Source organism: Lentibacillus sp. (genome assembly GCF_035301925.1).
Taxonomy (GTDB): domain Bacteria; phylum Bacillota; class Bacilli; order Bacillales; family Amphibacillaceae; genus Lentibacillus.
On sequence record NZ_DATGTI010000120.1, the window covers coordinates 1 to 26310 of the forward strand.

General features: G+C 42.3%; 29 protein-coding genes, 2 rRNA genes and 1 pseudogene. 24 read left to right on the forward strand and 8 right to left on the reverse strand.

Features of this window, described 5'->3' with window-relative positions:
* Together VK080_RS10210 and rrf are read left to right on the forward strand one after the other, a co-directional pair.
* Positions 1 to 92, forward strand: a 23S ribosomal RNA gene (locus VK080_RS10210); the annotation flags it as partial.
* A gap of 186 nt (positions 93 to 278) precedes the next feature.
* Positions 279 to 394, forward strand: a 5S ribosomal RNA gene (gene rrf, locus VK080_RS10215).
* A 185-nt stretch (positions 395 to 579) separates the two neighbouring features.
* Here the strand turns inward: rrf and VK080_RS10220 are convergent.
* Together VK080_RS10220 and VK080_RS10225 are read right to left on the reverse strand one after the other, a co-directional pair.
* Complete coding sequence (locus tag VK080_RS10220) at positions 580 to 747, reverse strand: hypothetical protein (RefSeq protein WP_324224670.1); 168 nt, start codon at positions 745 to 747, stop codon at positions 580 to 582.
* 86 nt (positions 748 to 833) lie between these two features.
* A complete protein-coding gene (locus VK080_RS10225; protein ID WP_324224671.1) occupies positions 834 to 2093 on the reverse strand; it encodes an NAD(P)/FAD-dependent oxidoreductase in 1260 nt (419 codons plus the stop codon).
* A 265-nt stretch (positions 2094 to 2358) separates the two neighbouring features.
* On the opposite strand from VK080_RS10225, the gene VK080_RS10230 reads away from it, so the two are divergent.
* Positions 2359 to 3978, forward strand: a complete 1620-nt coding sequence (locus VK080_RS10230) for a polysaccharide biosynthesis protein (RefSeq protein WP_324224698.1) — start codon at positions 2359 to 2361, stop codon at positions 3976 to 3978.
* Between the two features lie 12 nt (positions 3979 to 3990).
* A complete protein-coding gene (locus tag VK080_RS10235) occupies positions 3991 to 4713 on the forward strand; it encodes a pseudouridine synthase (RefSeq protein WP_324224672.1) in 723 nt (240 codons plus the stop codon).
* A 32-nt stretch (positions 4714 to 4745) separates the two neighbouring features.
* Here the strand turns inward: VK080_RS10235 and VK080_RS10240 are convergent, their stop codons facing one another.
* Positions 4746 to 4946, reverse strand: coding sequence for a DeoR family transcriptional regulator (locus tag VK080_RS10240; RefSeq protein WP_414672240.1), 201 nt, complete (start codon positions 4944 to 4946; stop codon positions 4746 to 4748).
* A gap of 192 nt (positions 4947 to 5138) precedes the next feature.
* Between VK080_RS10240 and thpR the strand changes: the two genes are divergently transcribed.
* From thpR to VK080_RS10255, 3 genes are all read left to right on the forward strand, one after another.
* The gene (gene thpR, locus VK080_RS10245; RefSeq protein WP_324224674.1) at positions 5139 to 5717 is read left to right on the forward strand and encodes an RNA 2',3'-cyclic phosphodiesterase; all 579 of its coding nucleotides are present in this window, start codon (positions 5139 to 5141) and stop codon (positions 5715 to 5717) included.
* On the forward strand, positions 5701 to 6618 hold the full coding sequence (locus VK080_RS10250) for an NERD domain-containing protein (RefSeq protein WP_324224675.1): 918 nt from the start codon (positions 5701 to 5703) through the stop codon (positions 6616 to 6618). Before thpR ends, VK080_RS10250 begins: the two co-directional genes overlap by 17 nt.
* Before the next feature lie 142 nt (positions 6619 to 6760).
* Complete coding sequence (locus VK080_RS10255; protein WP_324224676.1) at positions 6761 to 7576, forward strand: phosphotransferase family protein; 816 nt, start codon at positions 6761 to 6763, stop codon at positions 7574 to 7576.
* On the opposite strand, the gene VK080_RS10260 is transcribed toward VK080_RS10255, so the two are convergent.
* Positions 7563 to 7850, reverse strand: coding sequence for a YtzH-like family protein (locus VK080_RS10260; RefSeq protein ID WP_324224677.1), 288 nt, complete (start codon positions 7848 to 7850; stop codon positions 7563 to 7565). The genes VK080_RS10255 and VK080_RS10260 overlap by 14 nt on opposite strands.
* A 94-nt stretch (positions 7851 to 7944) precedes the next feature.
* Here VK080_RS10260 and trmB point away from each other — a divergent pair, with 94 nt between their 5' ends.
* Together trmB and VK080_RS10270 are read left to right on the forward strand one after the other, a co-directional pair.
* Positions 7945 to 8583: a tRNA (guanosine(46)-N7)-methyltransferase TrmB gene (trmB, locus tag VK080_RS10265; RefSeq protein WP_324224678.1), complete on the forward strand. Its 639-nt coding sequence runs from the start codon at positions 7945 to 7947 to the stop codon at positions 8581 to 8583.
* A 158-nt stretch (positions 8584 to 8741) separates the two neighbouring features.
* Positions 8742 to 9605 carry a YtnP family quorum-quenching lactonase gene (locus VK080_RS10270; protein ID WP_324224679.1) on the forward strand — a complete coding sequence of 288 codons (864 nt, stop codon included), beginning with the start codon at positions 8742 to 8744 and terminating at the stop codon, positions 9603 to 9605.
* A 187-nt stretch (positions 9606 to 9792) separates the two neighbouring features.
* On the opposite strand, the gene VK080_RS10275 is transcribed toward VK080_RS10270, so the two are convergent.
* Positions 9793 to 10107: a PepSY domain-containing protein gene (locus VK080_RS10275; protein ID WP_324224680.1), complete on the reverse strand. Its 315-nt coding sequence runs from the start codon at positions 10105 to 10107 to the stop codon at positions 9793 to 9795.
* 155 nt (positions 10108 to 10262) lie between these two features.
* Between VK080_RS10275 and VK080_RS10280 the strand changes: the two genes are divergently transcribed.
* Positions 10263 to 11327, forward strand: a complete 1065-nt coding sequence (locus tag VK080_RS10280) for a M42 family metallopeptidase (RefSeq protein ID WP_324224681.1) — start codon at positions 10263 to 10265, stop codon at positions 11325 to 11327.
* Between the two features lie 10 nt (positions 11328 to 11337).
* On the forward strand, positions 11338 to 11844 hold the full coding sequence (locus VK080_RS10285) for a DUF84 family protein (RefSeq protein WP_324224682.1): 507 nt from the start codon (positions 11338 to 11340) through the stop codon (positions 11842 to 11844).
* A gap of 49 nt (positions 11845 to 11893) precedes the next feature.
* Here the strand turns inward: VK080_RS10285 and VK080_RS10290 are convergent, their stop codons facing one another.
* On the reverse strand, positions 11894 to 12334 hold the full coding sequence (locus VK080_RS10290) for a YtoQ family protein (protein ID WP_324224683.1): 441 nt from the start codon (positions 12332 to 12334) through the stop codon (positions 11894 to 11896).
* A gap of 198 nt (positions 12335 to 12532) precedes the next feature.
* Here VK080_RS10290 and VK080_RS10295 point away from each other — a divergent pair, with 198 nt between their 5' ends.
* The 13 genes from VK080_RS10295 to motS all read left to right on the forward strand — a co-directional run bounded on the left by VK080_RS10295 (position 12533) and on the right by motS (position 24747).
* Positions 12533 to 13066 (forward strand): hypothetical protein, encoded by a 534-nt coding sequence (locus tag VK080_RS10295; protein ID WP_324224684.1) that lies wholly within the window; start codon positions 12533 to 12535, stop codon positions 13064 to 13066.
* 142 nt (positions 13067 to 13208) lie between these two features.
* Complete coding sequence (locus VK080_RS10300; protein ID WP_324224685.1) at positions 13209 to 13523, forward strand: thioredoxin family protein; 315 nt, start codon at positions 13209 to 13211, stop codon at positions 13521 to 13523.
* 20 nt (positions 13524 to 13543) lie between these two features.
* Positions 13544 to 14350, forward strand: a complete 807-nt coding sequence (locus VK080_RS10305) for a DUF1444 domain-containing protein (protein ID WP_324224686.1) — start codon at positions 13544 to 13546, stop codon at positions 14348 to 14350.
* Between the two features lie 15 nt (positions 14351 to 14365).
* Positions 14366 to 14968 carry a YtpR family tRNA-binding protein gene (gene ytpR / locus VK080_RS10310; RefSeq protein WP_324224687.1) on the forward strand — a complete coding sequence of 201 codons (603 nt, stop codon included), beginning with the start codon at positions 14366 to 14368 and terminating at the stop codon, positions 14966 to 14968.
* Between the two features lie 109 nt (positions 14969 to 15077).
* The gene (locus tag VK080_RS10315) at positions 15078 to 17222 is read left to right on the forward strand and encodes a DNA translocase FtsK (protein WP_324224688.1); all 2145 of its coding nucleotides are present in this window, start codon (positions 15078 to 15080) and stop codon (positions 17220 to 17222) included.
* A 71-nt stretch (positions 17223 to 17293) separates the two neighbouring features.
* On the forward strand, positions 17294 to 17497 hold the full coding sequence (locus VK080_RS10320) for a hypothetical protein (protein WP_324224689.1): 204 nt from the start codon (positions 17294 to 17296) through the stop codon (positions 17495 to 17497).
* A 240-nt stretch (positions 17498 to 17737) separates the two neighbouring features.
* A complete protein-coding gene (gene murC, locus VK080_RS10325; protein WP_324224690.1) occupies positions 17738 to 19063 on the forward strand; it encodes a UDP-N-acetylmuramate--L-alanine ligase in 1326 nt (441 codons plus the stop codon).
* 300 nt (positions 19064 to 19363) lie between these two features.
* A complete protein-coding gene (locus tag VK080_RS10330) occupies positions 19364 to 19768 on the forward strand; it encodes a DUF948 domain-containing protein (protein ID WP_324224691.1) in 405 nt (134 codons plus the stop codon).
* Between the two features lie 26 nt (positions 19769 to 19794).
* On the forward strand, positions 19795 to 20241 hold the full coding sequence (locus tag VK080_RS10335; RefSeq protein ID WP_324224692.1) for a YtxH domain-containing protein: 447 nt from the start codon (positions 19795 to 19797) through the stop codon (positions 20239 to 20241).
* A 223-nt stretch (positions 20242 to 20464) separates the two neighbouring features.
* Positions 20465 to 21547: a bifunctional 3-deoxy-7-phosphoheptulonate synthase/chorismate mutase gene (locus VK080_RS10340; protein ID WP_324224693.1), complete on the forward strand. Its 1083-nt coding sequence runs from the start codon at positions 20465 to 20467 to the stop codon at positions 21545 to 21547.
* Between the two features lie 560 nt (positions 21548 to 22107).
* On the forward strand, positions 22108 to 23103 hold the full coding sequence (ccpA, locus tag VK080_RS10345; protein ID WP_324224694.1) for a catabolite control protein A: 996 nt from the start codon (positions 22108 to 22110) through the stop codon (positions 23101 to 23103).
* Positions 23104 to 23150: 47 nt separating this feature from the next.
* Positions 23151 to 23969, forward strand: a complete 819-nt coding sequence (motP, locus tag VK080_RS10350) for a flagellar motor protein MotP (RefSeq protein ID WP_324224695.1) — start codon at positions 23151 to 23153, stop codon at positions 23967 to 23969.
* Entirely contained in the window at positions 23959 to 24747 is a 789-nt protein-coding gene (motS, locus tag VK080_RS10355; RefSeq protein ID WP_324224696.1) for a flagellar motor protein MotS, read from the forward strand. Before motP ends, motS begins: the two co-directional genes overlap by 11 nt.
* Before the next feature lie 44 nt (positions 24748 to 24791).
* Here the strand turns inward: motS and VK080_RS10360 are convergent, their stop codons facing one another.
* Complete coding sequence (locus VK080_RS10360; protein ID WP_324224697.1) at positions 24792 to 25958, reverse strand: acetoin utilization protein AcuC; 1167 nt, start codon at positions 25956 to 25958, stop codon at positions 24792 to 24794.
* Positions 25955 to 26310 (reverse strand): annotated as a pseudogene (locus VK080_RS10365) (acetoin utilization protein AcuB); the annotation flags it as partial. The gene VK080_RS10360 and the pseudogene VK080_RS10365, both read right to left, overlap by 4 nt.

Genomic DNA, 26310 nt, shown 5'->3' on the forward strand with positions numbered 1-26310 from the left:
ATCCCTCAGAGACGATGAGGTGGATAGGTCCGGGGTGGAAGCGTGGTGACACGTGAAGCTGACGGATACTAATCGATCGAGGACTTAACCAAAGCTTAATAGTGTTTGAATGACCGCTCTTATTTAGTTTTGAGGGTGCAATATCCAGTATAAGTCTTGATTTTTTTACAAAAACAATTATAATATTTGTTGGTAAGAAAAATCATACGATCACTTGGCATTCATTGTTTAAAATGTCCATCTTCTGTGAACAATACAGAACGATTTGACCTTATAAGTCTGGCAGCAATAGCGGAGAGGACACACCTGTTCCCATGCCGAACACAGCAGTTAAGCTCTCCAGCGCCGATGGTAGTTGGGGTTTTACCCCTGCAAGAGTAGGACGCTGCCAGGCAACAGGAAAACTAGGGAGTACATTGACTTCCTGGTTTTTTGTTGTCATTATGATGTATTTTAGAAGTCAGATGTCAGAAGTCAAACTGGTTACATCTGAGTACACAATGACTCATCAGCCTATTTTACGCTTCAAAAAGCGCACTTCCTGGAGTGCGCTTTTTGAATTACCTTTTCTGAAAGCCATTAAATGTTTTGGTTATTTGATCCATTGTTCATCTGGGATACAAATGGAACCATTTGCTGCATGGCTTGTCCAAAGTTACGGTTATTTCTTGTCATGCTGTAATATGTCGCAGCACCGACGCCTACAGAAGCAATCAGTGGCAACCACATGTTATTGTTTTTTTGCATGATCACTCAGTCCTTTCTGCATAAATATCCGGACATTATTAGCCTGCTGCAAACACATCAAAACATGTCAGGTATCAAATGCCAGTTTAATGTATCGCTTCAATGGCGGCATTCATTCCTGCAATCCTTCCGGTAACAAGCGCTGAAGTTATATTAAATCCGCCGGTGTATCCATGAATATCCAATATTTCACCGCAAAAATACAAGCCGTGCATTCGTTTTGATTGCATAGTTTTTGGAACAATTTCCTTAATTGAAATTCCACCGCCTGTGACAAATGCTTTTTTAAGCGGCAATGAGCCATGGACTGCAAATTTAAAATGTTTCAAGTCATGCACGAACTTGTGTATGGTTTCTTTTGAGACACCTGTTGCTTTTTGATCTGCAGCAATGTTATGTGCAGACAGCATATAATCCAGAAGTCTTTCGGGTACAGTCCCTTTTAAAATATTTTTAATCGATTTCTTAGGACTTGTTTTCATTAAATTTATAATGGACTGCAGCAATTGTTCCTCATGTTTATCCGGTAGTACGTCAAGCAGCATTGGAACTTCTTCACGGCCTCTCATCAGTTCTTTAACGACAAATTGTGAACAGCGCAGAACAGCTGGACCGGAAATACCGAAATGTGTGAAAATCATATCCATTTGATGTGTAATGATTGGCTTGTTATTTTTGTTTAAAACAGACAGGGCGACGTCTCTTAACGATAACCCTTGTAAGCTTTTATCCTGGATAAATTTTTCATTTGACGTAAGGGCCACTTCTGTCGGGTATAATGCCGTGACGGTATGTCCGGCTTTTTTAGCCCAGGCATACCCATCTCCGGTTGATCCGGTATGGGGAACAGCTTTTCCCCCGACTGCAATGACAAGCGACTTCGTGTCAATTTTTGAGCCGTTTTCCAAGATGATGGTATGCTCATTTTCATCGTAATGTACAGCTTTTACCGGGCTATTCATAAAAACTTCTGCTCCAAGTTCATCTAATTTATTGATCAGTGCATTAACAACTGTTTTGGCGGAATTGGATACCGGAAACATACGCCCATGGTCTTCCTCTTTTAGAGCAACACCCATCTCTTTAAAAAAATCGATTATATCGTAATTGTTAAAAACAGAGAATGGACTGTATAGAAACTTCCCGTTACCGGGGATATGTTTAATCACTTCGTCTTCCGGCAAACGGTTTGTCACGTTGCATCGGCCTCCACCAGAGATGGCCAATTTTGTTCCTAATTTCCTGCCTTTTTCAAGCAGCATTGTTTTTGCTCCATTTTCACCAGCAGCAATGGCGGCCATTAAGCCTGATGGTCCACCGCCGATAATAACGACATCATACGACAATTTACTTCATTCCTTTCGTTAGTAGCATACCACGTCTGAAGGCAATTCAAAAATAATCCATGTTTTCCCACCTAACTCAGTTCGGGACTGCACGATGAGGGCACAATGATCTACAACATGACGTTCTTTCGCCTTTGTTCCTTATCACTGCGGATACATCCATTCCACAATGAAGTTTCACGTTATTTCAGGTAAAATGTAAGGTCCATAAATCGTTTCTGTGATAAAATGGCACTAAGTTTAATTTTAAAATGCAGGTGAAATGATGTCGAATATTGTCAGGGGCACCATGCTGCTTACTGGTGCAACATTTTTATCGAAATTTTTAGGAATGATTTACGTAATCCCGTTTAACGAAATTGTAGGGGAAACAGGCGGGACACTGTTTTCATTTGCTTATACACCGTACAGTATTTTAATCAGTATTTCTACAATCGGCGTCCCGCTGGCTGTTTCCAAGTTTGTTTCCAAATACAATGCATTGAATGATTATGAAACTGGAATGCGGATGTTTAGGGCAGGCATTATGTTGATGGCTGTTACAGGGTTCCTCGCTTTTTTAGGATTATTTTTCAGTGCAGAGTTGCTTGCCGGTTATATGATCACAAATGAAGATACCGGAAACATAACGGTTGCTGATGTCACGATGGTTATTCGGATGGTGAGTTTTGCTTTAATCATCATACCGGCCATGAGTATTGTCCGAGGTTTTTTTCAGGGACATGAGTCGATGGGGCCTACTGCAGTGTCGCAGGTAGTAGAGCAAATCGTACGGATCGGCTTTATTCTGATCAGTTCGTTTATTGTTATGAAAATTGTTGGTGGAACGATCCCCACAGCAGTTGGGTTTGCAACATTTGCTGCATTGATAGGTGCACTTGCATCCAGTACGGTTCTGTTGGTTTACTGGCACAAACGTAAGCATCACATACGAAAGCAGATTCAACAGCAAAGGTATCGACATGAAATACCGACACGTCAATTATTTTCCGAACTGTTTCGTTATGCAGGACCGTTCGTCGTAGTTGGTGTCGCCATTCCGATATATCAGCTGGTGGATCAGTTTACAGTTGAGCGGGCGATGACGGCGATAGGCCAAAAGGAATTATTTGATACGGCTTATTCTGCGATCAATTACTATGGGCATAAATTAGTCATTATTCCGGTTACCATCGCGACCGGAATGTCATTGGCGGTTATTCCTGCTTTGACGAAAACATTTACACAGCAAAACCGGCCACTATTATTTCAGCAAATAAATCAGGCCCTCCAGATTGTTTTGGTCCTTGTAGTACCGGCTGTTGTTGGATTGTCAACTTTGTCCGGTGTCGCCTATGGTTCACTTTTTGGAATGAAGAACATTGAAACGACAGGCTCATTGCTTGGCTGGTATGCACCGGTTGGGCTGCTTTTTGCTTTATTCACGGTAACAGCCGCCATTCTGCAGGGAATTGATGAACAGCAATTTGCCGTTATCAGTTTATCCGCCGGTGTGCTGTTGAAAGTGCTCTTCAATATCCAATTGATTCATACCTTTGGTGCAAAAGGCGTTATTTTCGGTACGGCACTTGCTGTCGGGACAGCGGTTGCTTTGAATTTATGGAAGATCAAATCGGCTATCGGATTTCCGTTCAGACAAACGTTTAAACGTTTTATGCTTGTTTGTATTTTTTGTGTGTTCATGGTGGTTTCCATTTTAATCATTAAATTGATATTCGGTACATTTTTGGACTATGAATCATCGCGCGGAGCGTCCGTTATTATGCTTGTGGCAGGTGTTGCCACAGGCGGCGGTGTCTATTTATGGTTCAGTTACCAATCAACGCTGCTCGAACGTGTCCTGGGTGACCGGATAAGGATCCTGGATCGGGTATTTCGCAGGTAATGGAGGATATAAATGCGTTTGGATAAATTGCTGGCAAACAAAGGTTATGGGAGCAGAAAAGATGTCAAGGGACTGATTAAGAAAAAGAACGTAACCGTGAATGATCAAGTTGTCAAAGACAGCAGCTTCCATGTTGATCTGGAAAAAGATGTCGTAAAAGTGAATCATGAAATCGTATATTACCGGGAATATATCTACGTGATGCTGAACAAGCCATCCGGCTATGTTTCAGCAACAGCTGATGACCGGGAAAAGACCGTCATTGATTTACTGCCGGCTGAATATCGATTATTTAATCCCTTTCCTGTCGGCAGGCTCGATAAAGATACTGAAGGATTGCTTTTGATTACGAATGATGGACAACTGGGACATCAGCTGACATCGCCGAAAAAAGCTGCGGAAAAAACATATTATGCTGATATCAGGGGACATGTAACAGAAGACGATATCGAGCAATTTCGGCTTGGTGTTCAGTTGGACGATGGGTATATTGCCAGACCGGCTAAACTGAAGATTCTTCGTGCCGGCAATATGTCGCAAGTTTATGTAACGATTACGGAGGGGAAATTCCATCAGGTGAAGCGGATGTTTGAAGCAGTCGGGAAAAAGGTTGTTTATTTAAAACGGATCCAAATGGGGAACATAATGCTGGATGATAATTTGGAACCCGGGGATTTCCGTGAGCTGGAGGATACAGAAGTTGAAAGCCTGAAAAAGAGCCGCTCAAAAAAATAACTGACATATCAATGTCAGCTATGATTCCTTGTTTATGAGGAAATATTGACAGGTTTGGCTGTAGTTTTCCACTTACCTCTTACAGGGCTTTTTACCAGACCGTTATGTGTCAAAATACTAAGGTCGCGTTGAATCGTACGGTCGGTAGTTCCAAATTCTTCAGCAATTTCCCGGGTTGTGACTGTCCCTTTTTCTCTAATATAAAGATAGACAGCCTTCACTCTCGTCAGCATGCGGGATGTTGCATGATTCAAAAAACCACTCCCTAAGGCATATCATTTTCTGTGGTGCAACTAACTGAGCCGTTACATTAATATTACCGCTTTTCCGGTTCGGATAAAAGTAATAATTTCAATTTTGTTGCAAAAACAATAAAACTTTTTATAAAGTATACGATATCATGCGTAAAAAAATGAGGGATATGTATGAATTCGCCACATTATTTTATAGCGCTTCCGCTGCCGAATTTTCTCAAAAAGCAGTTGGCCGGATGGCAGCGCGCGTTGAGCGACAAACTGCCTTATAAACAATGGACACATCTGGACGATTTGCATATTACCCTGAAATTTCTCGGGCCGGCTGAACAGAATCAGCTTCAGATGTTAATGAAATCAATGGCGCAGATTAAACGTATCAGTGCTTTTTCATTACAGACTGAATCTTTAGGTACATTTGGCAATCCTAAAAAACCGCGTGTTCTTTGGGCAGATGTTAAACGTAAGGAAAAACTGTTTTACTTACAGGAGAATGTTGAGAATATAGCATCACAGGCGGGTTTTCAGCACGAAAAAAGAGTCTATACGCCACATATAACATTGGCAAAAAAGTGGACAGGGGGGATGAAAGATCTGTCCGACTTGAAAAAACGCTACATACGGCAGCAAACATTTGAAGTAGATCAAGTCGTTATTTACCGGATTCATCCAGAAAAAAACCCTAAATATCACGTCGCGGCCACATTCAATTTGTCGAGGGGAGAGGACGTTTATGGCACAGCTGATTAAGCTGGAAGATTATATTTCGCGATATGAATGGAATGCGTATCGTTATTCAAGCCAATTTATCCGGATAAAGCAAGATAACTGGAAAAGGCTTTATAACATGTGGCTGAATGATGATATACCGGTCAAGCCCAAAGAGGAGCCTGTTTCTGCATTTTCCAAATGGAAGTCATTTTTGAAATCGGGCAGAGTGAAGGAGGAAACCACAACACAGGAAGACTATTCCCTGCCGAAGACCGAGAAAGCGTTGAAGCACTATTTTCTTAATAAATTATTTCCGCTGCAATTGAAGTGGGCTTCGTCAACGGTTACGGATGTATCATTCATGGATAAAAATTATTATGAAAACAATCAGTTAAAATATTATCTTCAACGCTTTCCCGATACATATTTACTGATGTACTATCCCATTTTTAATATTAAAAATGCGCCGGTTGATGGTGACATCATTTTAATCAGTCCCATCGGTATTGAAATCATCCATATGATCGACAAAGCGCCAGGTACGGTCATTATGGCTGATGGTGAACGAACATGGCTGCTAAAGGATCAAACAAAAAAAGAAACAACCATGCTGAGCCCGACACTTGCCCTCAAACGCACAGAGCAAATTGTCAAAAGTATCTTGAGTCTGCAAGATATTGATTTCCCTGTCAGGAAAGTTGTATTATCCCGGACGAACGATATCGTATTTTATACTGAGCCTTATAACACTCGCCTTATCGGAAAACATGAATATGCAAATTGGTTTATCGAAAAACGTGAGCTCGTGTCCCCTTTGAAAAATCTGCAGCTGAAAACAGCGGCATCATTATTGAAAAACTGTCAGACGAGTTCTGTAAAGCGGCCAGAATGGGAAGACGATGACGATAGCTCATTCACAGACGATAACGGGGAAATCTGAATGTATATAAACCGGGTTGCCAACGTCATGGGAATATAAGTTTCGGTTGAAAACATAACGAATTTCCGATAATCTAATGTCATGTCTGTTTTTTTATATAGTATTTAAATATGGAATCTTATCATGATTTGAGGTATTTACAGTGAATTGGCTTCAGCAAGCAATCGGAAAAGAATGGAATATCACACCCGCAGGCGGACTGACAGGCGATGCTTATATTGCCAGTAAAGATGACCGTCGCTTGTTTTTAAAACGTAATTCTTCCCCATTTCTGGCAGTATTATCGGCAGAAGGTATCGTGCCAAAGCTCGTGTTTACAAAGCGGATGGAAAATGGTGATGTCATAACTGCTCAGGAATGGCTTGACGGACGCGAATTAAAGGCAGAGGAAATGCAGCATCATCGGGTAGCCGATTTGCTTCGAAAAATACATGGATCAACTGAACTGCTTCATATGCTGATGCGATTAGGCAAAAAACCTGTTACACCGGATGAACACTTTACTGAGATAGCTGCCAGGCTAAAGTCAAACGGCTTACTGGATCAATATGACGAGGTACGTGATACGATCCGTTATCTGAAATATATGCTGCCGGCTGCACGCAGCCAGCAGCCTGTTGTATGCCATTGCGATTTGAATCATAATAATATTATTTTAACGACTGACGGGCAGCTTTATCTAGTTGACTGGGATAATGCCATGATAGCAGATCCGGCAATGGACTTTGGTTTTATTTTAAAATGGTATGTACCAAAGGAAGATTGGGATGAATGGCTGGAACAATACGGTGCTTCCAGGGATAACCATTTGTTTGAAAGGATGTATTGGTATTTAATCATGGATGCCCTTTATTATTTGTCATGGCATTATGAGCGCAATGAGCTGAATAAAGCCCAAAGCCGGTTAGCTGATTTGCGGGATCTGAACGATTGTGTGGTGAATGCTATTCTACGTTAGTCTGCTGAATGGCATTTACCCATGTTTCGATATTTTCTCTGTTTGACAAAATATGTTCCTCGTCATTATGGGCAATTTCACCCTGACGTCCGTAATTATATATCTCCGGCAGCAGCTGAAGCAATTGTTCATCCGAAATGCTGTTGTTTGCCATCATAGCCTGTACCAAGCGCTTAATTTGCTGATATTCAGAAATCTCACCACAGCAATCTTCCGTCTGTTCTGTTAAAATATCATGCAATAGTTGTAATTGGTTGTGTGTTGTCAACGTCATTAAAATCACCTCAATGAACAGTTTTAACCAATGTGATAAATTCTATGCTTAGAGAGGTTGTTTGCACACACTTTTAGATAAAGGAGAAGTAAGAATGCGACAGCGTCATAAACCGTGGGCAAATAATTTTCTGAAAGAGAATACACATTTGATTATTCCGGATGTGTTGAAAAATAAAGGTAAGTGGCAGGAATTGTTCGGGAATGATAATCCGATTCATCTGGAAATCGGAACAGGGAAAGGCCAGTTTATTGCCGGGATGGCTGAACAATATCCGGATGTTAATTTCATAGGTATAGAACTTGCCAAAAGTATTATCGTAATGGCTGGCAGCAAAGTAAAAAAAACAGGGTGTAACAACGTGCGCCTTTTACATGTCAATGCTGCTGTCCTGACAGACCTGTTTGCGGAAAATGAGATCTCAACCATCTATTTGAATTTTTCCGATCCGTGGCCCAAAAAACGCCATGCCAAAAGGCGTCTAACCTTTCATACGTTTCTGGAACAATATCAGCATATTCTGCATCCGGATGGGGAAATCGTGCTCAAAACGGATAATCAGGGATTTTTTGAGTATTCACTTGTCAACTTTTCCCAGTTTGGACTTGAACTGAAGGAAGTTAACCTGGACCTTCACAGTGCAGAAGATCCAGAAAATGTTATGACCGAATACGAGGAAAAATTTTCGGCAAAGGGACAGCCGATTTATCGCTGCCGTGCGGTATTCACTTAGTACCCTGCTGCTAAAATCAGAAGTCCCGTGATTAGTACAAATAGGATTAAACTGTGAGAGGACTGGTGCGCCAGTCTTTTTTAAATATGCAATTGCAATCGTTTACATAAAGGACGGGATTCGCTAAACTAAATATATGGGCAAAGGAGGAGTCATAATTGGAAACAATGCAAATTGGACGGGCAAAACTGACATGGCTGAATGGCGGTGTGAATTTTCTTGACGGCGGCGCCATGTTTGGGGTTGTCCCGAAAGCTTTATGGGGAAAGAAATATCCATACAATGAGAAGAATCAGATTGAATTGCGGACAGACCCGATTTTATTACAAATAGACGGGAAGAACTTTTTAATCGAATCAGGAATGGGAAATGGAAAACTGACAGACAAACAGATCCGGAATTTCGGTGTGAAAGAAGAATCATCAGTAGATAAATCACTATCTGAATTGGGGTTGACCACAGACAATATTGATATCGTCTTGATGACGCACTTGCATTTTGACCATGCATGCGGGCTGACCAAACCCTCCGGAGAGGCTTATGAATCCGTTTTTAAAAATGCAGTGATTTATGTCTCTCAGGTGGAATGGGATGAAATGCGCAACCCGAATATTCGCTCAGCCAATACATATTGGGAAATGAACTGGAAGCCGATACAGAATCAGGTACAGCCGTTTGAAAATGAGCTGATTGTAACAGACGGCCTGAAAATGATTCACACAGGCGGGCACAGTGACGGCCATTCGATTCTTCTGTTTGAGGACGGCGAAAATACATGGATTCATATGGCGGACATTATGCCGACCCATGCCCATCAGAATAAACTGTGGGCGCTTGCCTATGATGACTATCCGGTTACATCTGTTCACCAGAAAGAAAAATGGATGGATTACGGCTATCAGAGCCAGGCGTGGTATACGTTTTACCATGATGCTTATTACCGTGCAATCAAATTTGATAAAGCGGGAAATCGGATTGATCAAGTGGAACGGGAACGGTATGAATATGGAGATGCTCGGTGAATGCTGGTAGTCGAATAGCTTATATACAGTCATGTTATGTTTTTGACAGGAATGGATGGCTGTATTTTAATGATTCAATACAGCAAAACGAAAATCCATATGAATTTTATGGTTTAAGTTTATTCAGGCTTTGATGATAAATAAAATGCACCGCATAATTGCGGTGCATTTTATAGTTTGACATAACTTATGCTGTTTCGACAGAGTCAATCACAGCACCTGTATCAACATCAATATAAAATTCGTATTGTTTGTTTTCACCGTCGATGCTGCGTGTGACACCGCCGCGGTAGGCGTTGTACAATAAGCCGTTTCTCTCGACTTCTTCGGGTTTCATGTAAATCCAGGAACCGCTGATCGGACCTTGCTTTTTAAATGATTCTTTTGCTCGTTTTAAGGCTTTCTCGGGTGTGATTTTCTGATAGCGGTCGAGCTGTTGTTTCACTAAAAATCCTGCCGCGATCCCAGCCCCGGCAGCCAAGACTGCATTTCTAGCTTTCATGATTTGGTCACCTCTAAATAATTTTTAAACGCTTAATTTACCTTTTATTATAACGGAAACGATCCGAAATAAAAACCGTTAGGCAATCGAATGGTGGAAAGAAAACCTCATTTTCCGTTATACTTAATTTATTACATATAGTGGAGGGAATACAGATGAAACAGGAAACGATGGATTTATTTAAAAATCTGACCGAACTTCAGGGTGCACCAGGTAATGAACATGCTGTACGCAATTTTATGCGGGGTGAACTTGAAAAATACTCGGATGAAATCATTCAGGACAACCTTGGTGGTGTTTTTGGCGTAAAAAAAGGGAATGGTCCGCGGGTAATGGTTGCTGGTCATATGGATGAAGTTGGTTTTATGGTCACGCAGATTACGAAGAATGGCATGATCCGTTTCCAGACTCTAGGCGGCTGGTGGAGTCAGGTATTGCTCGCCCAGCGTGTACAGGTTATGACCGATAATGGTCCGGTAACTGGCGTCATTGGTTCGATACCACCGCATAATTTATCACCGGAACAGCGGAAAAAGCCGATGAATACAAAAGATATGCTGATTGATATTGGGGCAGATGACAAAGAAGATGCGGAAAAAATCGGCATCAGACCGGGACAATCAATTTTGCCAATTTGCCCATTCACACCGATGGCCAATGAGAAAAAGATTCTCGCCAAAGCGTGGGATAACCGTTATGGCTGCGGCTTGTCCATTGAACTGCTGAAAGAACTGCAGGATGAAACCGTACCAAACGAGCTTTATTCAGGTGCGACCGTCCAGGAAGAAGTGGGGCTGCGGGGTGCGAAGGTTGCCGCTAACATGATTCAGCCGGATATATTCTTTGCACTTGATGCCTCCCCGGCCAATGACATGTCGGGTGATGAGCAGGAATTTGGTCACATAGGCAAAGGAGCACTATTACGCATATTTGACCGCTCGATGATCACGCATCGCGGCATGCGTGAATTTATTCTGGATACAGCCGAATCAAATAATATCCCTTATCAGTATTTCGTCTCACAGGGTGGCACTGATGCAGGCAGTGTTCACCTGTCCAACAGCGGTGTTCCGTCAGCGGTTGTTGGCATCTGTTCACGCTATATTCATACATCATCATCGATCATTCATGTGGACGATTATCAGGCCGCTAAAGATCTTCTCGTAAAACTTGTTAAATCAACCGATCAAAATACAGTTGATACGATTAAAGCGAATTAAGGGATTGAAAATGAACATTGTGATCGGATCCAAAAACCCCGCTAAAATTGCTGCAGTGAAGGATGTTTTCACACAGGATGTGGTGGGATCTGCCGGTGCCCCTTCACTGGTTCGCGATCAGCCTTTTTCCGATACAGAAACGAGACAAGGGGCGATTAATCGGGCTGTCGGCAGTCTTAAAACGGTATCAGCAGACATTGGTATCGGGCTGGAAGGCGGTGTCATGTACGTTGATGACAGGCTTTATCTATGTAATTGGGGTGCGCTCATTACAAATGATAACGAAATTTTTACAGCCAGTGGTGCGCGGATTTTACTGCCGCCGGAGATTGAAGATGAACTGAAAAAAGGCATTGAACTTGGTGACGTGATGGATGCATATGCTAAGCGGCAGGATGTCAGGAAAAAAGAAGGTGCGATTGGCATTTTCACGAATGACCGTATATCACGGAAAACGATGTTTGTCCATGTTGTGAAGCTTCTTCACGGTCAGTGGGAATATTGGAAGCAAAAATAAGAAAGCAGCGGTTTAAAGCCGCTGCTTACTGTTGTGACTATTCGTGCTTCTACTCATAAATATAACGCAATACATCAAGTGCCTGATCCACTGTCTCAACCGTCACATTTGCTTTGTTGGTCAGCTCTTTCAGCGGGTGAATTAATGATTCAGGCCGCACGATAATAGTTGGTTTATTCATGGTGATGGCGGCACTTGCATCCATCGCCGTGTTCCATTGTTTATATTTTTCCCCGAACAAAGCAATGACGACATCTGATTTCTGCATTAACACTTCTGTACGCAAATTATTGATGCTTGAAGCTGCATCATCTTTATACATTTTGCCGGGCTGTTCGCCGAGGATATCCTCCCCCACGTTATCGGAACGATCGTGATTTGTTTGTGGGGCGACAAATGTGAGCGGAAGATTTTTATCCTTGGCTTTTGATTTCAGCTCTTCCCGCCAATCATCATGAATCTGACCTGCCAGATAAACTGTCAATTCCATAAAAAACCCTCCAATGTTTATCATCTAAATTCTATCTTACCTGTTTTCATAAACAACGCAAATGAAAAAGTCTGAAATTCGACATGTCATTTTTAACAGAGTTTTTGAATAGACTCTGCAAACAATACGCTTGTCAAAATAAAAATTCATAGTATTATTATAGACTGAGACAAAAGTACTATTTTGGGGGAAAATACATTGCGAAAGTTAAAAAGCGCGGTTATAACATTGCTATGTGCGGTTATATTGACGGGTTGCAGCATGCAGTCCGAAGATGAAGCCGTTAAAAGCACTGAAGAAACCGCAGAGAAAGTCTTTAATGCAGAAAAGGCAATTGAAACGAATCAGGAGCTTGACGCGTTTTCTATGTACTTGCCGAAAGGTTTTGAGATTATTGAAGAAGACGCGAGCAATGTTATCATAGAAGATGGTGAACAGACATATATCGTGTTTTATAATAATCTGGAGAATCCGCTTAGTACATTAAATTATGAATCAGCAGCAGCCAAAAAAGATCAGGCATTGCTGTTTGAATCATTTGACGACACGAATAAGTTTGGGTATATCCGGATTTTGCCGGATGATGAAGAACATTATGAATTGCAGGCAGGCATTGGCGGGGTGAAAATTACAACTTACACCTCTAAATCGGACATGGAAAGCGATGCGGAAAAGATGATGAAAATCGCACGTTCGATTGTGGTGGACAATCAGGATTCAGCTCAAAACTAACCTTGTTCCATTAAAATCCGCCCGGTATCATAGTTGCAGCTGCCGGCTTATTTACTGTCCTTGTTGGATGCAGATAGCAAGATGATTGAATCCTGCCTGCATGAAAGATATGATAGACAATAGCGATGGAGGTTGATTGAGATTGACAACAATTGAAACGGAAGAGCAATTCAATGATTTTATAAAAAATGAAAATGTCGTTGCGGTTTTTTCTGCTGACTGGTGTCCGGATTGCCGTGTAATCGAACCGGTACTGCCGGAAATCGAAGACGCCTATCCGGATTTCACGTTTGTTGAAGTGGACCGTGACCAGTTCATTGACCTTTGCCGGGAATATGATGTATTCGGGATTCCAAGTTTTATTGCTTTCAAAAATGGTACCGAAGCGGGCCGGTTTGTCAGTAAAGACCGGAAAACCAAAGGTGAAGTCATGGCGTTCATGGAAGAAGTCAGCTGATAAAGGGGGAGACGCCAGCAATGAAAATGACCAGTCTCAAAATGAAAAAAATACTTCAGGATAGATTGTCGAACGAGAATTTCAAAACATCTTACAACCGGGATAAAGACACATTTCGCATTGAGTGGAAAGATACCAGGCAGGGGATGACTATCACACTGCCGAATGTCGTGTCAAAATATAATGAACGTGGTGAAGCAGCAATTGACGATCTGGAGGAACACGTGACGGAAGCGTTGCGAATCATGCACGAGGAACATCACTTGTCCGGCAAGGAAAAGCAAATTTTTCCGGTTATCCGCTCAACGTCCTTTCCGACTGAAACAAAGGCCGGTAAAACGCTCGTCAGTAAAGAACATACGGCTGAAACGCGAATTTTTTATGCGCTGGATTTAGGTAAGTCTTACCAGCTGATCGATGAATCGATGCTTGAGGAAGAAGGATGGACACAGGAGCGGATCGATGAAATTGCAACCTTTAATGTCCGGTCCTTGGATAACGCTTATAAACAAGATACCGTAGCTGGAAATGATTTTTATTTTGTGGCAACACAGGATGGTTATGATGCGAGCCGTATTTTAAATGAGGCATTCCTTGAAGAGATGCTCATCAATGCCAAAGGCGAGCTGGCGGTTGCTGTGCCGCACCAGGATGTTTTGATTTTTGCTGACATTCAGAATAAAACTGGCTATGATATATTGGCGCAAATGACGATGAAGTTTTTTGCAGAAGGACGCATCCCGATTACATCGCTGTCCTTTATTTATGAACATAAAACATTGGAACCCATCTTCATACTCGCCAAAAATCGTCCGGAAAAGAAATAGAAAGGATTGAATGACATGGATGTTTTTTACAACCATAAGGGTATAGGGGATGTCCTGATTGTTCCGCTTGAAGACATGGATCGTTATGATATCACATATGAAAACTATGGCGATATCACTAAGATAACGGATAAACAAGGTACGATTGCAGGCTACAATATCTTTAATGCATCAACGTATTTTGACGTAAACAGTATTGGAAAAATTACCTTAACGGAGAACATGCTCGGCCAGATGAAAGAAGCGTTCAGACAAAATAATCTGGATGATCCGCTTGATTTTGATTTGAGTCCGAAGTTTGTTGTCGGCTATGTCAGGGAAATGTCACCACACGAAAATGCCGATAAATTAAGTGTCTGCCAGGTCGATACAGGTGATGAACAGCTGCAGATCGTCTGTGGGGCCCCAAATGTTGATGCCGGACAAAAAGTGGTCGTCGCAAAGGTTGGTGCAGTCATGCCAAGCGGATTAAAAATTAAACCGACAAAATTACGCGGTGTTCCATCGAATGGTATGATATGTTCACAGAAAGAACTTGGCCTTCCGAATGCACCGGAAGAAAAAGGGATTTATGTACTGGATGATGCTTATTCGACAGGTGATCCCTTTGAATTTTAACATGAAAACAACCTGAGTCCATGGACAAGGGTTGTTTTTTTAACTACAATTTAGTCTATACATGCTAAAATAATGATAGTGGTCAGTATAAAGAAATGAGTGAATACATATGTGGGATCGATGGAAAAAGAAAATCAGCCATTTTCTTTTTAAAGAAGAAGAAAATGATGATCCGGCAGTGAAAGAGCTGAATCATAACAAACAGGATGTTCATACGCGCATGACATATCAATATCCTGACCGGAAATCATTTCGTTTTCCTGTCATCCCGGATCAGCCGAACCAGGGGGATGAATCGCAAATACCGGCATTTCGGCGTAAAAGAATCCGTGACAGACAGCAATCAGAGCCTGAACACAGTCGTGAGTCCCGGGGATCGCAGAAAATTTATAAACCGGAATCAGGAAAGCCATTTACGCCGACGGAGGTACCGTCACCGATTTACGGTTTTCAGAAACGGAATAAAGAGAAAGAAATTGAAGACGTGCCTGCATTTCAGCGAAAGCAGAATCATGCTAATCATGATCGGGAGACGACAATAGAAAAGTCTGTCCCAATGTCTGAGAACCAATCCGACCTGGAGGAAGCTGCAGATGATTCCGGGATTACTGTTCATCATGAAAGTGCTGATGGAACAGGCAAACAGGCTAATCGTACCCAAAATACCATAAATGACACGAAAAAACCGATGAATCGTGATAAAAGCGGCCGTCTGTATCGTGAACAACATAAAAAGCAGAGCAAGCCGAAAACACCACCATTTAACGTTCTGATGTCGGCTAATGATAAGCGGAATCAACAAAAAAATCGGAAGCCAATTCAAAAAACAGTCAACAAACAAGATGCCATTCAAAAAAGCGCGGTACCTTATCATTTATTGGATGACCCCGTCCAAGAAACGGCACAGGATCATTTATGGATGCAAAATCAGCGGCAATTACTGGAAAAAACGTTAAAATATTTCAATGTCCGCGCAAAAGTCGTCAATACAACACAGGGACCGTCTGTAACACGGTTTGAAGTGCAGCCCGAACTTGGAGTGAAAGTGAGCAAAATCAAAAATCTTAGTGATGACATCAAATTAAATATGGCTGCCAAGGATATCCGGATTGAAGCCCCAATCCCTGGAAAAAGCACAATCGGCATCGAAATTCCCAATCAGCATGCCCGGACGGTGACACTGCAGGAAATTTTTGAGAAGCAACGTTTTCAAACGAGTGCATCACCCTTGACGATTGGATTGGGATTAAGTATTGAAGGGGATCCGCTGGTGACCAATATCCAAAAAATGCCGCATGGACTTATTGCTGGAGCAACCGGTTCCGGCAAAAGTGTTTGCATAAACACAATATTAATCAGTCTTTTGTATAAAGCGAATTATAATGAAGTCAAGTTTATGCTGATTGATCCAAAAATGGTGGAATTGGCACCATACAATGGTATTCCGCACCTGATTTCGCCGGTGATCACTGATGTGAAAGCAGCAACTGCTGCACTGAAATGGGCGGTCAAAGAGATGGAGAATCGTTATGATGCATTTGTCCGTGAAGGTGTCAGGGATATCGAGCGATTTAATCAAAAAATGGTGAAACAGAGCCGTGCGGAAGACAAAATGCCGTTTATCGTCATTGTTATTGATGAACTGGCTGATTTAATGATGGTTTCACCGCAGGATGTCGAGGATTCCATCAGCCGGATTGCCCAGAAAGCCCGTGCCTGTGGTATACACTTGCTGCTTGCCACGCAGCGGCCTTCAGTTGATGTCATTACAGGGCTGATCAAGGCAAATATCCCAACACGCATCGCATTTAGTGTATCGTCACAAGTGGATTCCAAAACGATTATTGATACAGGCGGTGCTGAAAAGCTGCTGGGTAAAGGGGATATGCTGTTTATGGAAAATGGCGCAGGCAAGAGTGTCCGTCTGCAGGGAGCATTTGTATCCGATGAGGAAATTGACCGTATAACCGATTACGTGCGGTCAATGGCCGAACCAGATTATCAATTTGAACAGGAGCAGCTGCTTGAAGAGGTATCGAAGGATGATCAGGAAGACGAGCTTTTGAATGATGCTATTTCTTTTGTCATCGACCATAACAGTGCAAGCACCTCTCTCTTGCAGCGTCAATTTAAAATCGGCTATAACCGGGCAGCTAGATTGATGGATACCATGGAAAAAAAAGGCATTATTGCTCAGCAAAACGGAAGCAAACCAAGGGAAGTGCTTGTGTCTGCTTCACAAATGGAAAATTAAGTTGCTTGTTCAGTTGATGATCTTTTTATATTATAAGAAGGAATAAAACAGAAGAACATCAGTGGCAGCGAATGTATATATTAAAAGTAGCCCATACACTGGCAGGCAATAACCGATCATTTTTATCCCGCCTTAACGGGCAGGTCAGCCATAAACGCGACGTCCTCGAAAAAGAAATCCGCTTTTTTTCGTGCGATGTATCGCTGCTGAACCGTTCCTTGTCCTGTCACATTGTCGGCACTGGCACGTCGTGTACGTCTAAGTCGCCACTTTAAAACTTTAAGAGGATTAAGAAAATGAAGGCGGCAACTGCCCGACACACTGGTGATGGCTATCAAGTATTTATGGTTGATTCAACAACCCAGTTGACATACGTGATGAGTGAGTGTTGGGGATAACGCCCATCTCTTTTCAAATATTTTAATCGCCGTGATAATTTGCTATAATAGCAAAATAGTGATGAATTAATGTAAGGAAAGATTTGAGTTCAGACATAAATTTGGAGGTTCTTTTTTATGACAGCTTACCATTTTATTGGTATTAAGGGAACCGGAATGAGTGCACTTGCCCAAATTCTTCATGACTCTGGTGAGAACGTGCAGGGGTCTGATGTTGAGAAGCGTTTTTTTACACAAGAAGCTCTGGAAGAAAAAAATATTCCGATTTTCCCTTTTTCAGAAACGAACATCAAGGAAGGTTACACCGTTATAGCCGGTAATGCTTTTTCAGATAATCATCCGGAAATCAAAGAAGCGATTAATCGAGGTCTGACGTTTTATCGATATCATGAATTTTTAGGTGAATGGCTGAAACAGTATACAAGTATCGCCGTCACCGGTGCGCATGGAAAAACATCCACATCCGGTTTGCTGGCACATGTACTGGATCAATCTTATCCGATTTCGTATCTTATTGGTGATGGTACAGGGAAAGGACATGTGGACAGCAAATATTTCGTGTTTGAGGCGTGTGAATACCGCCGCCATTTCTTAAGTTATGAGCCGGATTATGCCATCATGACCAATATTGATTTTGATCATCCGGATTATTTCACAAGCGTTGATGATGTTTTTGATGCATTCCAGTCTATGGCTGAACGGGTGAAAAAAGGGATTATCGCTTGTGGTGATGATGAACAATTGCAGCAGATCCAGGCAAAAGTACCTGTAGTTTACTACGGTTTTTCCAGCACGAATGATTTTCAGGCGCAAAATGTAACCGAAACAGAGCATGGAACTGAGTTTGATGTGTTTGTACGCAATACGTATTATGATACATTTACCATTCCGATGTTCGGCGACCACAATGTGCTGAACGCATTATCGGTCATTGCCATCTGCCATTACGAGGATATTAAGGCAAATACGATGAAAGCATTAAGCAATTTTGAAGGCGTTAAACGCCGGTTTACGGAAAAAGTAATCGGAAATCAGATATTGGTTGACGATTACGCCCATCATCCAAGGGAGATCAGGGCGACGATTGAAACGGCGAGGAAAAAGTATCAGGATAAACCGATTACTGCCATTTTCCAGCCACATACATTTACGCGCACGCGCACATTTCTGCAGGAATTTGCTGAGAGTTTGAATCAGGCTGATCAGGTATATTTGTGCGACATTTTCGGATCAGCAAGGGAAGAAAGCGGTAAGCTGACAATAAAGAATCTGCAGGAGCTTGTAGATAACAGTAAAATTTTGGATATATCCAAAACAGAAGTTTTAATGGAACATCCGAACAGTGTATTGCTGTTCATGGGTGCAGGAGACATTCAAAAATTTCAAAAATCCTATGAAAGCCAGCTGGAAATCGTGAACAACAATCAGACGAAAAAAGCCTAGAAACTGAAGAGAGCCACCTGCCTGGCTCTTTTTGTAGTGAAAAAATATAGAAAACCTCGTACCGACCCTGTTTGTTAAGGATTTTTTTGATATATCTGTCGAAATTACCGTGGAAATCCGTTATAGTAGATGATATAGGTGGTTATTTGGTGTATTTGACTTTTTGAACAACCTCTATAAATGTAAGATTTGCATGTTTACACAACCATGATTGGGGAAGTGTGTAAGAAAATGCTTATCGATTCACATACACGCATCACCACACCGAATTATCGTCGAATACGAAGGAGCTGAAACCCTATGGAAGTCTTGTTGTACATTGCTGCGATCATAGCTGCCGCAGCGTTTGCAGTACTTGTAGTTTATGTGGTTATTACCCTGAAGGCGACACAGCGGACAATGAATAATGTATCAAATACGCTAGAAAACCTGGAATCCCAGATGCAGGGGATTACGACCGAGACGACTGAATTGCTTCATAAAACAAATAATCTTGCAGATGATGTCAATCAAAAATCAGACAAGCTTGATGCGTTGTTTGATGGTGTTAAAAGTGTTGGCAACACAATCAATGAGTTTAATGAATCAATCGGCAAATTGTCAGCCAATATCTCCAAAACTGCCTCTAAAAATCAGGAGAAAGTATCTGAAGTGCTTAAATGGGGCAACTCAATTGTTGATTTCTGGAAGAAGAAAAAGAAATAATAAATTGATGAAGGAGGAACGATGACATGGGGAACAGTGACAACAACAATAACAGTAAGGATTTTATGGTAGGGGCGCTTATTGGAGCGATTGCCGGCAGTGTCATTGCTTTATTGTGGGCGCCAAAACCCGGAAAAGAATTAAGAGGCAATATCAATGAAGGTGCTTTGCAGTTAAAGGATCGTGCCGGTGAATGGAAAGAAACGGCATATGAAAAAGGGTCAGACTGGAAAGATACTGCTTATCAGAAAGGCTCGGAATTAAAGGAAAAGGCGTACCTGAAAGGGTCAGATTTAAAAACAAAAGCAGTTGATACCACATCCAAGCTCTCACAGAGAACACAAGAAAAAACACAGGAATTGACTAGAAATTTACAAGATAAATGGAATGGCAATGACAGCAAATCGAAGCAAGCTGCAGCGGAAGCAATTGGTGAAGCCGCAGCTGAAGCCGAAAAAACCGAAACGAAATAGAGTCCGTAAGCGGGATAAATACAACGAGTCAGTGTTCATTCACTGGCTTTTTTGTATTCGCGAAATGTGGGAGCTGTAAAGTAATCCGTGCTGCCTGTAACCCCTTTTCTGAAAAAAATATAAAATATATGGTGACAAAGAATTCGTTTTTCGGTATAATGATGGCTAATTATTTAAATATTGGTCATAAAATAAGAACAACGTCATTTCGGGAGGGGTTAGATTGAGTCATGCGTTAGAGCAGCTGCGCCAACAATTGGATGGTGTAAACAACAAATTACTGGAACTGATCAATCAGCGTGCTGAGATCGTCCAGCAAATCGGTAAGGTGAAGGAAAAACAAAGTATTAACCGCTTTGACCCGGTAAGGGAACGAAAAATGCTGGATGAGTTGACGCAAAAAAATGATGGTCCATTTGAAAATTCGACCATTGAACATATTTTTAAGGAAATTTTTAAGGCAAGCCTTGAACTGCAGGAAGATGACCACCGCAAAGCATTGCTCGTATCACGAAAAATGAAACCGGAAGATACCATCATTGATATTAAAGGCGAAAAAGTCGGCGATGGCAATCTTCATCATATTATGGGACCATGTTCGGTCGAAAGCTATGAGCAGGTTGCGCAGGTTGCAGAAGCCGTGAAACAGAAGGGGCTTAAACTGCTTAGGGGCGGGGCGTTTAAACCGAGAACTTCTCCATATGACTTTCAGGGTCTTGGCGTTGAAGGTCTGCGGATTTTAAAGCAGGTTGCAGACGAGCAAGATCTGGCCGTTGTCAGTGAAATTGTCAATCCTGAACATGTGGAAAAATCATTAGATTACGTTGATGTTATCCAAATCGGCGCCCGAAACATGCAAAATTTTGAACTGTTGAAGGCGGCTGGTGAAACCAATAAGCCTGTACTCTTGAAGCGCGGAATGTCCGCAACGATTTCCGAATTTGTTAATGCAGCAGAATATATCATTTCGAAAGGTAACGGGCATATTATTCTATGTGAACGTGGTATTCGAACATACGAAAAGGCTACCAGAAACACATTGGATATATCAGCGGTGCCCATTTTGAAGCAGGAAACCCATTTGCCTGTCATGGTTGATGTCACCCATTCAACAGGCCGCAGAGACTTATTGCTTCCGGCAGCAAAAGCAGCTGTCGCTATTGGTGCAGACGGCGTTATGGCAGAAGTACATCCTGATCCTGCGGTAGCATTGTCAGATGCTGCCCAGCAAATGGATATCCCAACATTTGATAGTTTCATGAATGAACTTGATGCATACGCCCCACGTGCCAGTTTGCAAGGATAAAGCGAAACTCATTCAGCAGCATCACGGCACTTTTTGTGAGGAACAAAGGCTAAAAGCGCAACGTCGTGTTGCAACGCCTTTGTGACCTGCATCGTGCAGGCCCGAGCCGAATCGGACATTTAAGGACAGTTACCCGCCGTTTTTGGCGGGCTACTGTCCTCTTTATGCGGCGAAATTTCCAGGAAGTACTTTTACGTGGGAGGCGCCTATTCTCACCCGTTTCGCCTGCTTTCGGAAGTGATTTTGTCAGAGAGAAGTGCTCTCTCAGCCGTTTCGCTCGCTTTCGGAAGGCATTTCGTCAGAGAGAAGTGTTCTCTCAGCCGTTTTGCTCGCTTTTGGAAGGCATTTCGTCAGAGAGAAGTGCTCTCACTTGACGGCGCCCGATATTGTGGAATGCTTTTATCACGATAACCGGAAGACAGCAATGCAAAATGAGCTATCTTCTGATTTTTAAGGCTGATCTTAAAGGTCAGTCTTAAATTTTTTGTGTTTTTTTCCATGTTAGCGTATCATAATGGCAAAGAGAACGTTTTGGCAATCAGACAGGGAGGTAGATGAATATGACTGTAACAATATATGATGTAGCAAGAGAGGCAAACGTATCGATGGCAACCGTTTCCCGCGTCGTGAACGGGAACCCGAACGTAAAACCTGTTACGCGCAAAAAAGTACTGAATACGATTCAGGAGCTGGGGTATCGCCCGAATGCCGTTGCACGCGGGCTGGCCAGCAAGAAAACAACGACAGTCGGTGCGATTATCCCGGACATTTCCAGCATCTTTTTTGCCGAACTGGCCAGAGGTATTGAAGATATTGCAACGATGTACAAGTATAATATCATTTTAAGCAACTCCGACCAGAACAAAGATAAAGAACTGCAATTAATCAATGCCATGCTGGAAAAACAAGTGGATGGCATTTTGTTCATGGGCGGAGATATAACGAGCGAGCATGTTGAGCAATTTCAGACGTCATCAGTACCGGTTGTACTGGCAGCAACGTACGATGAAACCAATTCTATCCCGTCAGTGAATATTGACTATGAAGCTGCTGCATTTGAAGCAACATCATATTTACTTGATAAAGGTAATGAGAAAATTGCATTTATCTCGGGAATCGATGATACATTGATCAATCAGGACAAATATAACGGTTATGTACGTGCGCTTAAGGAAAAATCAATCAGCCTGAAAGAAGATTACGTATTGACCGGTGATTACTCATATGGTTCTGGATTGGAGGCTGTCAATCAGCTGCTGGCAATGGATGATAAACCAACTGCGGTTTTTGTGGCTTCCGATGAAATGGCGCTCGGGGTCATTCATGGGGTACAGGACAAAGGCTATCAGGTGCCGGGTGACCTTGAAGTGTTCGGTTTTGATAATACAAGACTTGCCACAATGGTTCGACCTACGCTGTCAACGATTGTTCAGCCGATGTATGATATTGGTGCAGTTGCGATGCGTTTATTGACCAAATACATGAATCAAGAAGAAGTAGAAGAGAAGAAAGTCGTATTGCCGCATCGAATTATCGAAAGAACTTCAACAAAATAATGTTTATGCCGATATAAAAGTTAACAAGCTTTTGGAGGACCTAGATTATGCGAAAAAGAGATATTTTGACTCCAATCGGTATTACATTGGGATTTATTATGATCATGCTGGCAATACTTTCCAAAGGCGGCACAGAGGGTGTCACTTCCTTTTTGGATATAGCTTCCATATTCGTAGTGATTGGTGGATTGGCAGCATCACTCCTGATCAACTTTAAGATGGACCAATTAAAACTGACTGGAAAAGTGATAAAAGAAGCTTTTAACCAGAACGATCAGCGGATTGGTGAACTGATCAGGATGTTCATCCGATTGGCGGATCGTGCCCGCAGAGAAGGGATTCTCGCCTTGGAAAACGAAATGGATGAAGTGGATGATCCGTTTATCAGAAAAGGTGTTTTGCTCGCGGTCGACGGGATTGAACCGGAAGTCATCAATGATATTATGAATGCGGAAATCACGGCAATGGAAGAGCGGCATTATAAAGGCCGGGTCATCCTTGAAAAAGCGGGGGAATATGCACCAGCCTGGGGTATGATTGGGACACTGGTCGGCCTTGTCCTGATGCTTAACAGTTTGACCGATCCGGCAACATTGGGCCCCAATATGGCAGTGGCACTTTTGACCACACTTTACGGTACTGTCATGGCTAATTTGGTATTTATTCCAATGGCCAATAAACTGGCTGCCAAAACGGAAGAAGAAATGTTTGTCAAACAAATTATCATTGAAGGGGTTATTGGTGTACAGTCGGGACAAAACCCGCGTATTCTGGAAGAGAAATTGAGCGCTTTTCTCTCCGATGACATGAAAGAAGAGACGGAAGAAGAAGCCGATTTTGCGGGAGAGAGCGTCAATGAAGCGTAGGCGGATAAGAAAGAGGGAGAGCACTGGTGCGCCAAAATGGATGGTTACATATTCCGATATGGTAACATTGATTCTTGTTTTCTTTATTCTGTTATTCTCTGTATCTCAAATTGATATGGTTAAGTTTGATGCGATTTCGGAATCGTTCAGAAACCGGATGATTTTTGACTTTTATCCATCCCCTGTACCCATGGAGAACCCGACTGAAAATACCAGCAACGAGGAAAGCGGGAAGAATTCGAATGAATTTGAAAATCCGACACAGCTTGAAAATATCAATGACCGGGATGGTGGGGAAGAGAAGGACTCACTGGATGAATTGATGCAGCAAGTTGAACAATATTTACAGAATAACGACCTGAGTAATGCTATATCTGCCAGCAGAACGGATCAGGGGGTTGTTCTCGTATTGCAGGAAAGCATCTTATTTGAGACAGGGGAAGCTGAAATTCTTGATTCCGGGAAACCATTTTTGAACAAAATTGGAAAACTGCTCACGAACATTCCAAATCATGTGAGGGTGGAGGGTCATACGGATGATCGGCCAATTTCCAATTATAAATATCCATCAAACTGGGAATTGTCTGGTGCAAGAGCAAGCAGTGTCATTCGTTACTTAATCAATGACAATGACTTTGACGAATCACGTTTTACGTCAGCCGGATATGGTGACACAAGACCGATAGCACCGAATACATCCGAAGCAAACTGGCGTCAGAACAGACGCGTTGAAATAGTGATCATGGAAAATAATAAGCAACCTGAAAATAATGAATAGCTTAGGGAGATGATAGCTGCAATCATCTCCCATTTCAATGATAATTATGGATGAATTTGCTTGTTCCTGGCATATTTCAGTGCACTTTCGAGGACTTTCTCATTTTTTTCCGTAATTTCAGCTCTCCTGGGAATATTCGGTATGATCGATTTATCATCATGCCAGGTATCAGGCAATGTAATAGGTGACGCCATTTGCCATTTCAATAGCCATTCAGGAGCAAGGGCACCTTTTTGAACATCCCCTGTCTTCATGGCACTCCAGATTTGCGCCCATGCACGCGGGACAACTCGCCACATGTCATAGCCGCCACCGCCCAGTGCAACCCATCGTCCATCGCAATACTGATGGGCTAATTCGTGTGCGAGCATTGGAATTCGTTCGAACGTTGCCATCGTGGTGCATAAATGTGTCAAAGGATCATTCAAATGCGCATCGGCACCATTTTGTGTGAGAATGACATCAGGACGAAAATAGTCGGCAATCTCTCTGAAAGCGCATTCATAAACCCGTAAAAATGATTCATCTTCCGTAAATGCATCGATCGGCACGTTAAATGAATAACCGTGGCCTTCTTTAATGCCCCGTTCATTTATCTGACCTGTACCAGGGAAAAGATATCTACCGGTTTCATGAATGGACAGTGTGCATACATTTGGATCATCATAAAAGGCCCACTGCACACCATCACCATGATGGGCATCGGTATCAACGTATAAAACTTTTAAATCATATTTTTCGCGAATATATTTGATGGCGATCGCACCATCATTATAGATGCAAAAACCGCTTGCCTTACGTTTAAGTCCATGGTGAAGCCCGCCGCCAAGATTCAATGCATGGTCAGACTCTCCCTGCAGCACGGCATCAACTGCGGTTAGAGTCCCGCCGACAAGATAGCTTGACGCTTCGTGCATATTTGGAAATACGGGAGTATCCTCCGTTCCGATACCGTATTCGATAAGTTCGTCCTCAGACAGGTTGTCGATGCCTGTTCTTTTAATGGCATTGATATAAACCTTGTCATGTACAAGTGCAAGTTCTTCTTCACTGGCCTTCCGAGGTTCTATGATATGTTGATTTGATAATAAATTCGTATTCTCCAATAATTCCTTGGTTAACAACACGCGTTTTTGGTTAAACGGATGATCCGAATGAAAATGATAGTCAAGGAATTTAGTCGAATAAACAAAAGCGGCGTGACATGTCATACTTTTGGCTCCGCTATGTTATTTGGCCACATCAGTTCATAGCCGGCATGACGCAAATCCTGTATGACAGGCAAAGGATTCATTGTCTGAATACGGAAGACAAGAATCTTATAATTCGGATCATCATTGTATGGATACATTAATACGGATGTGATGTTGGTTTTGCGTTCTCCAAAGACCGCTGCCACTTCCGGCAGAATCCCCGGCTTGTGAGGTACTTTAATCTCGATTTGAGAACTTTGTACGTTCGTTCCGGTTAACTGGATAAAGGTATAGAGCATGTCTTTTTCTGTAATGATGCCGATTAATTGGTTGTTACGGACAACTGGGAGACAGGCAAATTCCTTATCGT